The sequence below is a fragment of the Klebsiella sp. JB_Kp042 genome, from assembly GCF_040065275.1.
Lineage (GTDB): Bacteria > Pseudomonadota > Gammaproteobacteria > Enterobacterales > Enterobacteriaceae > Klebsiella > Klebsiella quasipneumoniae.
On sequence record NZ_JBEAJL010000117.1, the window covers coordinates 31,807 to 44,623 of the forward strand.

Annotated in this window: 13 protein-coding genes; 6 read left to right on the top strand and 7 right to left on the bottom strand. The window is 60.6% G+C overall.

Annotation, left to right across the window (positions count from 1 at the left end; all coding sequences use genetic code 11):
* Positions 1–13: 13 nt before the first annotated feature.
* Entirely contained in the window at positions 14–952 is a 939-nt protein-coding gene (tdcA, locus tag ABLV54_RS25935; protein WP_226564205.1) for a transcriptional regulator TdcA, read from the bottom strand.
* A gap of 197 nt (positions 953–1,149) precedes the next feature.
* Here tdcA and ABLV54_RS25940 point away from each other — a divergent pair, with 197 nt between their 5' ends.
* The 6 genes from ABLV54_RS25940 to ABLV54_RS25965 all read left to right on the top strand — a co-directional run bounded on the left by ABLV54_RS25940 (position 1,150) and on the right by ABLV54_RS25965 (position 6,451).
* Positions 1,150–1,272, top strand: coding sequence for a hypothetical protein (locus ABLV54_RS25940; protein ID WP_032428907.1), 123 nt, complete (start codon positions 1,150–1,152; stop codon positions 1,270–1,272).
* 437 nt (positions 1,273–1,709) lie between these two features.
* Positions 1,710–2,798: an ABC transporter ATP-binding protein gene (locus tag ABLV54_RS25945; protein WP_060591636.1), complete on the top strand. Its 1,089-nt coding sequence runs from the start codon at positions 1,710–1,712 to the stop codon at positions 2,796–2,798.
* Positions 2,791–3,420, top strand: coding sequence for an ABC transporter permease subunit (locus tag ABLV54_RS25950; RefSeq protein WP_023290192.1), 630 nt, complete (start codon positions 2,791–2,793; stop codon positions 3,418–3,420). The genes ABLV54_RS25945 and ABLV54_RS25950 overlap by 8 nt, the downstream gene beginning before the upstream one ends.
* Positions 3,420–4,088, top strand: a complete 669-nt coding sequence (locus ABLV54_RS25955; RefSeq protein WP_248860828.1) for an ABC transporter permease — start codon at positions 3,420–3,422, stop codon at positions 4,086–4,088. The genes ABLV54_RS25950 and ABLV54_RS25955 overlap by 1 nt, the downstream gene beginning before the upstream one ends.
* Positions 4,089–4,149: 61 nt before the next feature.
* The gene (locus ABLV54_RS25960) at positions 4,150–5,049 is read left to right on the top strand and encodes an ABC transporter substrate-binding protein (RefSeq protein ID WP_023290194.1); all 900 of its coding nucleotides are present in this window, start codon (positions 4,150–4,152) and stop codon (positions 5,047–5,049) included.
* Positions 5,050–5,107: 58 nt separating this feature from the next.
* Positions 5,108–6,451, top strand: coding sequence for an LLM class flavin-dependent oxidoreductase (locus ABLV54_RS25965; RefSeq protein WP_226563735.1), 1,344 nt, complete (start codon positions 5,108–5,110; stop codon positions 6,449–6,451).
* A gap of 47 nt (positions 6,452–6,498) precedes the next feature.
* Here ABLV54_RS25965 and ABLV54_RS25970 read toward each other — a convergent pair whose 3' ends face one another.
* The 6 genes from ABLV54_RS25970 to ABLV54_RS25995 all read right to left on the bottom strand — a co-directional run bounded on the left by ABLV54_RS25970 (position 6,499) and on the right by ABLV54_RS25995 (position 12,638).
* The gene (locus ABLV54_RS25970; protein ID WP_226563723.1) at positions 6,499–7,299 is read right to left on the bottom strand and encodes a PhnD/SsuA/transferrin family substrate-binding protein; all 801 of its coding nucleotides are present in this window, start codon (positions 7,297–7,299) and stop codon (positions 6,499–6,501) included.
* Positions 7,292–8,278, bottom strand: coding sequence for a fatty acid desaturase (locus ABLV54_RS25975; protein WP_164481489.1), 987 nt, complete (start codon positions 8,276–8,278; stop codon positions 7,292–7,294). The genes ABLV54_RS25970 and ABLV54_RS25975 overlap by 8 nt, the downstream gene beginning before the upstream one ends.
* A gap of 422 nt (positions 8,279–8,700) precedes the next feature.
* A complete protein-coding gene (locus tag ABLV54_RS25980) occupies positions 8,701–9,447 on the bottom strand; it encodes a proteasome-type protease (RefSeq protein WP_123822639.1) in 747 nt (248 codons plus the stop codon).
* 16 nt (positions 9,448–9,463) lie between these two features.
* Positions 9,464–10,279, bottom strand: a complete 816-nt coding sequence (locus ABLV54_RS25985; RefSeq protein ID WP_032453344.1) for a transglutaminase family protein — start codon at positions 10,277–10,279, stop codon at positions 9,464–9,466.
* Complete coding sequence (locus ABLV54_RS25990) at positions 10,276–11,205, bottom strand: alpha-E domain-containing protein (protein ID WP_002910835.1); 930 nt, start codon at positions 11,203–11,205, stop codon at positions 10,276–10,278. Before ABLV54_RS25990 ends, ABLV54_RS25985 begins: the two co-directional genes overlap by 4 nt.
* A complete protein-coding gene (locus ABLV54_RS25995; protein ID WP_004180417.1) occupies positions 11,199–12,638 on the bottom strand; it encodes a circularly permuted type 2 ATP-grasp protein in 1,440 nt (479 codons plus the stop codon). The genes ABLV54_RS25990 and ABLV54_RS25995 overlap by 7 nt, the downstream gene beginning before the upstream one ends.
* Positions 12,639–12,817: the final 179 nt, after the last annotated feature.

Genomic DNA, 12,817 nt, shown 5'->3' on the forward strand with positions numbered 1-12,817 from the left:
TAATTAATATCAGTCAGGCAATTTCTATTGGCTGCCAGTGGCGGTTGCCCTGCCCCGATGAATACTGTTTCGCCATCTCCACCAGCGACGCCGCCGCGGTTTTCAGCCGATAATTTTTCGACCACACCGCCGCATAGCGCGCCACCGGCAAGGCCTCTTTAATGGGGATGGTGACAAACTGGCTCGAGCCGAACGGCGTGGTCATGTCGCAGGGAATGACCGTCAAAAAATCGGCATTGAGCACCAGGTTATAGATCGTCACCACCGAATCGGTATTCACGATATTTTCACGGCGGATGCCGCTGCGCTGCAGGGTGGTCAGCAGTTCGCTGTAGTAGCCCATATTGGTCTCCGGCAGCACCCACTGCTCGTGCTGGAGCGAGGCCAGGCGGACGGTGCCGTTGCCGATCCGCGCCCGGTTCGCCACCAGCACAAACTCAGACTCAAACAGCGGCTCGACGTGCAGGTCCTGCAGCTTCATCTCATCGCTCAGCGTCCCGATGGCGAAGTCGAGGCGCCCGTCGCGGATCGCCGGCAAGAAGGCAGAGAGCTGCGCCTCATACATCGATACCCGCGCCTTGGGGAAGGTCATTTTGAACTGATGCACCATCTCCGACATAAAGGTAAACCCCACCAGCGAAGGAAAACCAAAGGAGACATCCACCACCGTGCTGTTGGTCAACGCATTCATTTCATTGACCATATTTTTCATTTCCCGGGTGATCGCCTCTGACCAGTTCAGAAATACCTGCCCGACCTCGGTGAGCGAGACGCCGGTATTTCGCCGGACGATTAATTCGCTGCCAAAATAGCTTTCCATGTCGCCAATGATTTTACTGACCGCCGGCTGTGTGAGTCCTAACGCTTTTGCTCCGGCCCCGATAGACCCGCTGCGGATCACTTCCTGGAAAACCACCAGATGCTGAGTTTTAGGCAGAGAAAAAGTATTCATCACGTCTCGCTTTCATTCCTTTGTTGACGGCGGAAAGTGTAACAAATCGCGATTAGCGGGTTATGTGAGAGCTCTCACAAAGGCTCCGCCGTGGCCGATTAGCAGGATTCCCCATCCGGAATAATCCATTTAAAATCAATTCATTAAAATCATTACGAACGTTGTTTGCGCGTTTTTTGTCGTAACCGAATGCGGGGATAAAAATAATTGATGGCGATAACATCGACGGTAAAATGGCGATAAAAAATACGCTTTTCGTACGCTATTTGACCCGCGCCGTCAGGGCGATAAAAAAGGTGAAAATTAAATTAATGCTGTAAAGAATAAACAGCGGACGTAATCAACGCCATTATTTAACGACAAGTCGGTTTGGCATCACATTTTATCGGCGGCGGGCGGGAAAAAGGCGCAGGCATTATTTACATCAAAGAAACATTAAATTCACAATCTTGTTTTTCTTATGCGGCGGAGGGGGCGACTTTTTCCGCCATATCGCAGGCGGTCATACTTTGATTAAAATCAACCCTGGCAATTTATCTTTTACAGCGCCTGGCAGGCAGTCATTTGTGTTGCCGATCACAAATCCATAAAACAACCTCCCGGCCTCTCTTCCACCGCAACTGATTAACCAGCTTTTCACTATGCAAATGCAAATAACGTATTTGCCCTCCCCGCAGGCGCTCTGTAGTTTGAGCCAGGATCCCGGCGCCACTTTTTCCGGGTCAGGACTTTATTATTCAGAGTGTTGAATTCCGCCATGATAAAATTAGCGCATCTTTTCAAAACCTATTCAGGCAGCGCCCAGCCGGCCATTCGCGACCTCAGTCTGGATATTGATCATGGCGAATTCTGCACTTTCGTCGGCCCGAGCGGCTGCGGAAAAACCACCATCCTGCGGATGATCAACCAGCTGGATATTCCCGACAGCGGCGACGTCTATATTCAGGGCGTCCGCCTCGCTGACGCTGATATTATCCAGGTCCGCCGCCAGATCGGCTTCGTGATGCAAAGCGCCGCGCTCTTTCCCCATCGTACCGTGGCGCAAAATATCGCCACCGTGCCGCGGCTGGCGGGATGGAGCAAAGCGCGCATCAGCGCGCGCATTGACGAACTGGTAGCGCTGATGTCGCTCGACAGCCATCTGCTGCACCGCTATCCGCATCAGCTCTCCGGCGGCCAGCAGGGACGCGTGGCCATCGCCCGCGCCATCGCCGCCGATCCGCCGATTTTACTGATGGATGAGCCCTTCGCCGCCATCGACCCGGTGGTCCGTGAACGCCTCCAGGACGAGCTGTTGCTGTTGCAGCAGCGGCTGCAGAAAACCATTGTATTAGTGACCCACGACATCAATGAAGCGATCCGCCTCGGCGATAAAATCGCCATTTTCCAGGAAGGCGGCGTGCTGGCGCAGTTTGATACCCCCGACCGTATTCTGGCCCACCCGGCGAGCGAGTTCGTGCGCCGCTTTATCGGCCCGGAGCCCAATCTGAAACGGCTGGGTATGATTCAGGTCGGCCAGCTGCCGCGTCACGATGTCCCCCTGCTCGACGAAGCGCTGACGCCGATCGCCAGCGCCCATCCACCGCTGGCCAGCCCGCTGCGCCTGGTGCTTGACCGCCAGCGACGTCCGCTGCACTGGTTCGATCCGCAACACGGTCTCTCCCTGCCGGTGGAGCGCCCGCTCACCAGCAGCCACAGCCTGCGTTTCGCCTACAGCGCGCTGCTCGACGTGGCGACCGGCGTGCTGGTGCATGTGGATAGCGAAGGACAATACCAGGGGGCGGTGTCCCACGCCCTGCTGCAGCAGGTGCTCGACGGCGCGGTGGGGGTGAGACCTCATGATTGACTGGGGCTGGGTTATCGATAACCGCGCGATGATCGGCGATCTTCTCTGGCAGCATGCGCGGATGGTCCTGCTGGCGCTGTTTTTCGGCTCCCTGCTCACCGGCGGCCTGTTAGCCATTACCCTGCGCTGGCCCGCGACGGCGCAGCCGCTCATCACCCTCTGCGGCGTGCTGTTTACCATTCCCTCGCTGGCGCTGTTTATTTTATTGCTGCCGTTTACCGGCCTGTCGCTGACCACCTCGCTGATTGGCCTGACGCTGTACTCGCTGTTGATCCTGCTGCGCAACGTGCTGGCCGGCATGGAGAAGCTGCCGCAGGCGGCGCTGGAGTCGGCGCGGGCGCTCGGCTACACCCGCGGTTTCCGCTTCTTCGATATCGAGCTGTGGCTGCTGCTGCCCTCTCTGTTTGCCGGGCTGCGCATTGCCTCGGTGACGCTGGTCGGCCTGGTCACTGTCACCGCGCTGATCGGTCAGGGCGGGCTCGGGCAGTTGCTGATGGCGGGCTTTAATCAGGACTTTCTGACGCCAATTGTCGTCAGCCTGGTCCTCAGTCTTGTACTTTCGCTGGTCTTTGACGGGCTGATTGCCCGTCTCGGCGACTGGCTAACGCCGTGGACGAAATGATGACGCTGCTTCTCGCCACCTTTCACTGGTTAACCCAGCCGGAGCACTGGCTGGGCGACGATGGCATCCTGCTGCGCCTGGGCCAACACCTATATTACGTGCTGGTCAGCATGGCCGTTGCCTGCGCCATTGCCCTGCCGCTCGGCATCGCCCTGGGTTACTGGCGCAAAGGCGCCTTCGTGGTGATCAACCTGTTTAATCTTGGCCGCGCCATCCCTTCGTTAGGGCTGATTTTATTATGCATCATCGTTTTTGGCTTTAACGATATCCCGGTGCTGGCGGCGCTTATCGCGCTTTCTATTCCGCCCATTCTCACTAACACCTGGGTGGGGATTTATCACGCCGACCGCCCGCTGTGCGATGCGGCCATCGCGCTGGGCATGACCCCATGGCAAAGCCTGTGGCAGCTGCGGATCCCGCTGGCGGCGCCGCTGATCCTCGCCGGGATGCGCACCGCGCTGGTCCAGCTTATCGCCACGGCGGTAGTCGCAGCCTATGCCGGCCTGGGCGGGCTGGGACGTTTTCTGATCGATGGCCTCGGGCAGCGGGATATCCCGCAGGTGATCGGCGGCTCGCTGGTGGTTTCCCTGCTGGCGATAGGCGGCGAACTGCTTTTCGTCCGCTGCGCCGGACGCCTGACCCACCGCCGAATTGCCGCGCCTTATTAGCGTGTACCTGACATTACCCTCAGCGCCTGGCGCTGATTAACCTGAAAATACAAGAGGTATTATGAAGCAATTATTTGGTAAGGCCGTCACCGCCCGTCGATTTCGTCTCTCGCTGCTGGCCGCCGGGCTCTTCAGTCTGAGCGTTAACACCTTTGCCGCCGGCGTCACCGTGGGCGGGGCCAACTTTACCGAAAGCTCCATTCTCGCCAACATCTACGCCAGCGCGCTAAAGAAAAATCATATTGAGGCCAACACCCGTCTCAACCTCGGCAACCGGGAAATTATTATTCCGGCGCTGCAGAGCGGTGAGATCGATATCGTTCCGGAATATCTTGGCGCCCTGCTCAATTTCTATAACGGCAAAACCGAGGCCACCAGCCAGCAGGACGTCAGCGCAGAGCTGGCCCAGGCCCTGCCCGCCGATTTCACCCTGCTGAACCCGGCCCCGGCCACCTCGATCACCGCCTGGGCGGTACGTGCCGAGACCGCGGAGAAATACCATCTGCGCACCCTCTCCGACCTGAAGCCCGTCGCCCCGCAGCTGGTGATCGGCGGACCGCCAGAGCTGGCGGTACGTGCCCTCGGCCTGCCGGGGCTGAAGCGCGTCTATGGTCTTGAGTTCAAAGCGGTGAAATCGCTGGACATGGGTGGGCCGCTCACCCGGCTGGCGCTCAATTCGGGCAAAATCGACGTCGCGACGGTCGTCTCCACCCAGGGCAATCTGGCGAAGGAGAAATGGGTGGTCCTCGAGGATGATAAACATGAACAACCGAGTCAGAACGTCGTGCCGCTGGTGCGCAAAGCCAGTCTGACGCCGGAGATAGGCGCCGTGCTCAATGAGGTTTCCGGCAAGCTGGACAATGCCACGCTGATTGCCCTCAACCAGCAGGTCGATCTCCAGCATAAAGATCCGGCGGCCGTCGCCGAACAGTGGGTTAATGCCAACCTATCCCAACACTGACCGTCACCCCGCCACGGATGGCGTTCAGCCGCGAGTCTACGCTATGTCTAACCGACACATGATCCTGAACCTCTTCTTTTATAACCCACAGGGGGATTACCGTTTCTCCTGGCGCCACCCTGACGCGCCTGAAGCGGACATATTTACCCTCGACTATTACGCCAGCCTGGCGCGTAAGGCCGAAGCGGCGACCCTGGACGCTATCTTTGTCGCCGACCATATCGCGGTGTGGGATACGGTGCCCAGCGGCCTGAGCCACTATGCCAACGCCCGGCTTGAACCACTGACGCTGCTCTCCGCCCTCGCCGCGGTAACAGAGCATATCGGCCTGATGGCCACCGCGTCGACCTCCTATAACGAACCCTATAATCTCGCCCGTTACTTTGCCTCGCTGGATTTCCTCAGCAATGGCCGGGCAAGCTGGAATGTGGTGACGTCGTGGCTGGAAGAAGAAGCGGCAAACTTCGGTCTGGAGCAGCTTCCCCGCCACGGCACCCGCTACCAGCGGGCCAATGAATTCATCGACGTGGTCACTCGCCTGTGGGATTCCTGGGAAGATGGCGCGGCAATCTTTGATAAAGCGCGCGGAGTCTTCGCCGATGCCGACAAGGTGCATCACCTCGACTATCAGGGCGAGTACTTCCGCGTCCGCGGCCCGCTCAACGTACCTCGCCCGCCGCAGGGCCATCCGCTGCTGGTGCAGGCCGGCTCTTCGGAGGCGGGAAAAGCGCTGGCCGCCGCCTGGTCTGATATGCACTTCGTGTTTATTCATTCGGTCGCCGAGGGGCTGGCCTATCGCGAAGAGATGAACCAGCGGCTGCGCCAGCACGGACGCGATCCGGCCCATTTCAAAATCATCGCCGGGGTCCTGCCGGTGGTGGTGAACGCCGGCGAGGAGAAGGCGGCCCGCCAGCAGCTTAACGAGCAGCTCATGAGCGACCAGATGGCTATCGATCTGCTCTCCTCTTATCTTCGAATGGATCTCAGCGCCCTGCCGCGGGACCAACCTCTGCCGCCGCTCCCCGATGAGGAGAGCTTTGACGGCATCCGTACCGCGCTGAAGCTTATCCGCCAGTACGATCCGCAGCTCACCCTGCTGGAGTTGGGGAAGTTGTTATTACAGAGTTCTGATAGCTGGCTGCTGCTGGGCAGCGCCGAGGAGATTGCCGCCACCTTAACGGAGACCTGGCAGGCGGGCGCCGCCGATGGGTTCAACCTGATGTTCCCGCTGCTGCCGGGAGACTTTGACCGCTTTATTGACCAGGTGGTGCCGCTTCTGCAGCGTAACGGCGTCATGCGCGACCGCTATCCGCCCGGCACCCTGCGTGAAAAGCTCGGTCTGCCGGCGGTGGAAAACCGCTTCACCGCCCCGTCCCGCTCCGCGTTACCGCCGACGCCGTAACTTGCCATGGCCCGCCCCGGCGCAGATCGCTGGCCGGGGCATTTTACCTACAGCTGACTGACCCCCAGCGCCGCGGCCTCATCCCGCCACGCCAGCAGCGGAGCATAGGCCTCCCGCGACATATCGCTATAGCCGCAGATCAGCAAGGCGTCGCACAGGGGACGATAGCGCGCATCGCTCACCAGCTGCTGGAGCGCCTCGCGCAGGCTGTTCAGCGTCGCCGCCGGGGTGGCGCCGGCGGTGATCAGCGGCAGCCCTGGCGCGGCCGGGCTCCAGCCGATCGCCGCCAGGCCTGCCAGGGCCTCCGGCTGATGGCGCTGCAGCAGAGCGTAGGTCACGCAGTCGATGGCGGCGATATCGGCGTTTTCCTGCTGCAGCTCGCGCAGCGACTGCCGATGGCTGCCGCTGAACACCACCGCCGAAAAAAAACGCCCCTCCCGGGAGAGCGGCGCGACCATTTTGCGCAGCACGTTGTAGCCAGACTGCGAGTGCTCGGCATTGCATACGGCCCGACGGCCCAAAAAGTCCACCAGCATCCGGTGACTATCCGCTTCGCGGACCACCAGCAGGCTGCGGTAGCGGCGCCCCTCGCAACCGGGCGCGGCGTAGTGGAAGCAGCCCACCGTCTGCACCTCCGGCAGTTGGGTCACCAGCGGATAGCCACAGGTCTGGCTCAGCAACAGCCCCGGCTGGCGCCAGTGGGCCAGCAGATCCTCGGGATCGGCCGCCGGAGGGTCCCCCACCACCCTCACGCCGCGTTCAGCCAGCAGCGACTGCACCGCCAGCCACAGGGCCTGGGTCTGTTGTCGGTGGATGGCATACATGGGAAAGGTCATACGTTCAGCCATGTTCTCCTCCCGCCTGCGCCTGTTCGCCAAAGCCTGGATGGGCGTTCACCGCCACCGCCCGGCGGCTAAAATGGCGTCGCCACTCACCGTACCCGCGCACCAGGAACCCCTGATTACGCTGCAGATAAGCCGTCTGGCGATGCAGATACAGCCGACGTAAAGCGTACCAGGGGACCCCTGGCAGGTCATGATGTACCGCATGGTAGTTGAGATTGAGGAACAGCACCCGCCAGGGGAGCCCGGCCTCGTTGATCACCGAGCGGGCCAGCGGGTCATCCGCGGCCCGGTGTTCGAGAAAAGAGCGCACTTTGGTCAGGGCCAGCGCCGGGTAGCTCACCGCCAGCACAAACCACAGCGGGGAAAAACCCTGCGCCGCCATCCAGGCCAGCAGACCCGTCAACAGAAACAGATGCAGGCTCCACATGGCAATGGCGCGGCGGTCGCCCGCGCGGAAAGCCCGCAGCGCGCTACGCAGGGTGTGAACGATATCCATCAGCGGCGCCAGAAGCAGACGCCCCCAGAAGGTATTGCGCAGGTGGATAAGGCGGCGCTGCCAGGCAGAGAAGCGCTGCCAGCTTTCCGCCGTCACATAGTACGACTCGGGGTCGTCCTCGGGGTGCGTCAGCAGATGGTTGCGATGATGCGCCAGATGGCTGTCGCGGTAGACGCCATAGGGATACCAGACCGCCAGCGGCAGCGTCCCCAGCAGCTGGTTGAACCATGCCAGCCGGGTGGGATGCCCATGGATCAGCTCATGCTGTAAGGACATATACCAGGCGGTAAACCAGATTAGCAGCAGCGTGGCCGGAAACAGTCCCAGCGTCCGCCAGCTCGTCACGCAGGCAAACCAGCCGCCGTAAACCGTCACAATCAGCAGCCAGGTCGGCAGCTCGCTGCGCCACAGCCAGCTGCGCGCCAGCTGGCGGATCAGGATGCGCTGTTGGTCATCCACATAGACAGCCGTCTTCTTTTCCGTCACTTCCCATACCTTGCCGTGTTGCCTCATTTCCTCCGAAGATGTGAGATAACACGTTAAATAACAAAGTATTTAATTTACTTAGCTTTGCCAAAAAGCGCGTTTGCGTTCCGCATGACTCAGAGAATGCCGTCGATGGCGCAACGGGTCGATGGCGTGCAAATAACGTGGGATTCTGACAGCCGTGGTATGAGTTAAGGGGAGACGTTCGCTGCAACCACCATCCGGTTAAGATGGCCCATCGCCCGGCGGCGCTAAGCTTGCCGGGCCTACGGGATGAACGTCGATCCCCGGTCACTGCAGGCCGGTGTTAGCGCAGCGCCGCCCGGCAATCCACCGCAGGCAACGTACCCCCCTTCTTGCCCGCTGGAGGCTGGCGCCTTATCCGCCTTCGCGCCGGCGTGGCCGGCGGAGCGGCGCAGAGACTACTCCTCTTCCCGCTCCGCTGGGGTCCAGGTCGGCAGGGTCCGGAAGGTGTGCAACAGCCCTTCCGACCACGCCTTGCGGATGCGGTTGAAGTAGGGATCGCTGTCGGTGATGCGATGCTGCCCGGCGCTGCACAGGCTGCCGCTGCGGTAGAGCAGCGTATCCAGCGGCAGACCGACGGACAGATTACTGCGCAGCGTCGAGTCAATGGAGATCAACGCGCAGCACATCGCCTGCTCCAGCGGCGTATCGATGGTCAGCACCCGATCGATGATCGGCTTGCCGTACTTGCTTTCGCCAATCTGGAAATAAGGCGTGTCGCGGGTGGCTTCAATAAAGTTGCCCTCCGGATAAATATGGAACAGACGATGGGTTTCGCCGGCGATCTGGCCGCCAAGCAGCAGGTTGCAGTTGAAGTTGGTGTTACTGCAGTTTTGCTGGTTGCTGCTGTCGCGCTGGATCACCTCCAGCAGCGTTTTCCCGATCAGCATGGCGGCGTCGTAGAGGGAAGTCACCTGCATCAGGTTCGGCTCCTGCTGGGTACGGATCCGCGCGCTGAGCAGGCTTATCACGCTCTGGGTGGTGGCCAGGTTGCCGGCGGATTGCAGCACCAGCACCCGTTCCCCTTCCTGATGGAAAACGTGCAGCTTTTTAAAAGTGGCAATATGGTCGACGCCCGCGTTGGTGCGGGAGTCGGAAGCAAACACCAGTCCATCCGCCAGGCACATGGCCACACAGTAGGTCATTGCGGTTATTCCCGTATTATTGCTGCTGCGCCTGCTGGCTGTGTTCGCGCACTTCAGCGTTGGTTAACATAATCTCCCCGCCGCCGCCCAACCGGGTGCCCCGTACCGGGCAGGCGTCGAGATAATCCAGCCCGGTCGCCAGCCGCAGATGCTGATTCAGACGACGGGTATTATTGGTTATATCAAACGACAGCCAGCGGCCGTCGAGCCACACTTCCGCCCAGGCATGCATCGCCACATGCTGGGCGTTATCGCTGTAGACATAGCCGCTGACGTAGCGCGCCGGGATGTCCAGCGCCCGGCAGCAGGCGAGAAAAACATGGGTATGATCCTGGCACACACCCTTCGCCCGGGCGAAGGCGTCGGCAGCGGAGTCCTGCACCTGGGTCGCGCCGGGGGAGTATGGCATTCTTAACAGCAGATCCGCCATCAGTTGATTCAAACTCTCTTCCGCCGCATCGGGACGATAGAGGCGCTGGGCAAACTCACGGATCGCCGTATCGGCGCGGGTCAGCGGCGTAGAGCGCAGAAAAACCAGCGGCGACAGCAGCTCGGCCTCTTCATCACGCGTCTCTTCCCCCTCGTCGGCGATATCGACAATCCCGCTGGCGCGGATGGTGATCTCTTTGTGCGGGTTATCCAGCGTCAGCACATGCAGCACATTGCCCCAGCCGTCGGTGGTGGTCACCGCCGCGCCGTCCGGCAGGGTCAGCGTCCAGGCGGTGATGGTCTGCCGTCCGGTGCTGCGCGGCGTCAGGCGCAGATACTGGGTGGAAAACTTCACTTCTTCATCGTAGCCGTAGCGGGTGAGATGATCGATGACCAGTTTCATAAGGCCTCCAGATAGGTTTGTCTGATGCTGTCGGACAGGGCGTTAATTCTCGCCAGCAGTCCGTTAAGCGTGGTCTGCAGGTCCGCCTGCGCCAGGTCGTCACGGGTGCTGAAGCGCAGGTCAACGTTGAGCTGATGGGCGAGGCGCAGCGGCTGATAGGAGCGATCGTTGGCGATCTTCTCCAGTTCGCCCACCAGGTCGGCAATGCTGGCGCGCAGCGAACGTGGAATATCGTTACGCAGGATCAGCAGCTCCATCACCGTTTCGCGACTGACCGGCTGGCGGTAGAGGCTGTTGTATGCTTCGCGGGCGCTGACCGCATTGAGCAGGGTATCCAGCCGGTAGTATTCACGCACCGGGTCCGGATCGTTGGTCAGCTGTTGATCCTTAATCAGCAGCAGCTGGGTGGTGGCGAACGCACGCTCGATCAGCGTGCCGATACCGATAAAGCTCAGGGCGTCGTTGCGCAGCAGCGTGCCAATCACCGCCCCGCGAAACAGATGCACCCGCTCTTTCACCCACTCGAAAAAGCCGTCGCTCCCCAGCTCGCCCAGCCCCTGCTGGCGGAGGGTTCGCAGCTCGATGCGGGTGGCATTGATGCTCTCCCACACTTCGGCCGACAGACTGCCGCGCACCGCGTGCGCGTTGTTCCACGCCATCTCCACGCAGCTGTAAATACTGCAGGGGTTGTTGCCATCGAGGGCAAAAAAGTTGAGCAGATTGCTCATGGTAAAGCGGGCGTGGCGCGCCTGAAACAGCTCGTGGGTCATCGACAAATTCAGCGGCAGCGCCAGATCCCGCGACTGCTGACTGTGGCGGGGGATCATTGATAATTTCCAGGTCACGTCCAGCACCCGGGCGTAGCTCTCCGCCCGCTCAAGATAGCGGGCCATCCAGAACAGTTCACTCGCCGTACGACTTAGCATGATGCGTCATCCTCCATCACCCAGGTATCCTTGGTTCCGCCGCCCTGCGACGAGTTGACCACCAGCGACCCTTCGGTCAGCGCCACGCGGGTCAGGCCGCCAGGCACCAGCCGCATCTCCTGCCCGGACAGCACGTAGGGACGTAAATCGATATGCCGCGGCGACAGCCCTTCATCAACGAAGGTCGGGCAGGTCGACAGCGCGAGGGTGTCCTGGGCGATATAGTTGGCCGGATTGGCCAGCAGGCGCTGGCGGAAGGCCTCCCGCTCCTCTTTGGTGGAACGCGGGCCGACCAGCATGCCGTAGCCCCCGGCGCCATGGACCTCCTTGACCACCATCAGCTCCAGATTGCTCAGCACGTAGCGCAGGTCCTCCGCTTTCCGGCACTGCCAGGTGGGGATATTGCTGAGGATCGGCTGTTCGCCGAGGTAAAAGCGGATCATCTCCGGGACGTACGGGTAGATCGATTTGTCGTCGGCCACCCCGGTGCCGATGGCGTTGGCCAGCACCACGCCGCCGGCGCGATAAACGGACAGCAGCCCCGGTACGCCGAGCATCGAATCGGCGCGGAAGGCCAGCGGGTCGAGCCAGGCGTCATCGATGCGGCGATAAATCACATCCACCCGCCGCGGCCCCTCGGTGGTGCGCATATACACCGCGCCGTTTTTAATAAACAGGTCGGCGCTTTCCACCAGCTCGACCCCCATCTGCTGCGCCAGGAAGCTGTGCTCGAAGTAGGCGCTGTTGAAGCGACCCGGCGTCATCACCACGACGCAGGGATCATCCACCAGCGAACTTTCGCGCAGGGTCTGCAGGAGGTAGCTCGGGTAGCGCTCCACCGGCGCAATGTGATGCTGCTCGAACATCTCCGGATAGAGGCGCATCATCATCTTACGGTTTTCGAGCATGTAGGAGACACCGGACGGCGTGCGCAGATTATCCTCCAGCACGTAGTACTGACCGTCGTTATTGCGCACCATATCGACGCCGGTGATATGGGCATAGGTGTTGTTTGGCAGGTTGATGCCCTGCATGCACGGCTGATACTGCTCGTTGGCCAGCACCTGTTCGGCCGGGATCAGCCCCGCACGCAGGATATTCTGCTCATGATAGATGTCATAGAGAAAAGCGTTCAGCGCTTTCACCCGCTGGCGTATACCGCGGTCAATGCGCTGCCACTCCCCGGCGGGGATGATCCGCGGCACGCTGTCAAACGGGATCAGCCGCTCGGTCCCTTCATCCTCGCCGTAAACGTTAAAAGTGATGCCGATACGGTGAAAGAGCAGTTCCGCTTGCGCTTTTTTCTGCCGGATAGAGAATTGATCGGTGTTGCGAAACCATTGCCACCAGGCATTATAGTGCGGCCGCTGTTCACCCTGGGCGGTCAGCATCTCGTCATAATAATGCCCGTCAGGAAGCGTTATTTTTATCATGGCCGTCTCCTCCGGTTGTACTCACTTTGTGGTAATCCCGGTAAGAGATAAGCATTAATTATGCCAGGTCATCCGCCGCCGCGGCGTTGTGCAAATCGGTTCTGACCCGCCGTCTGATTGTGCAAAAAATCGCCACAATGGCCGCCTGCGCCCGGCTGCGGTTGCACCGTCGTGAGGCA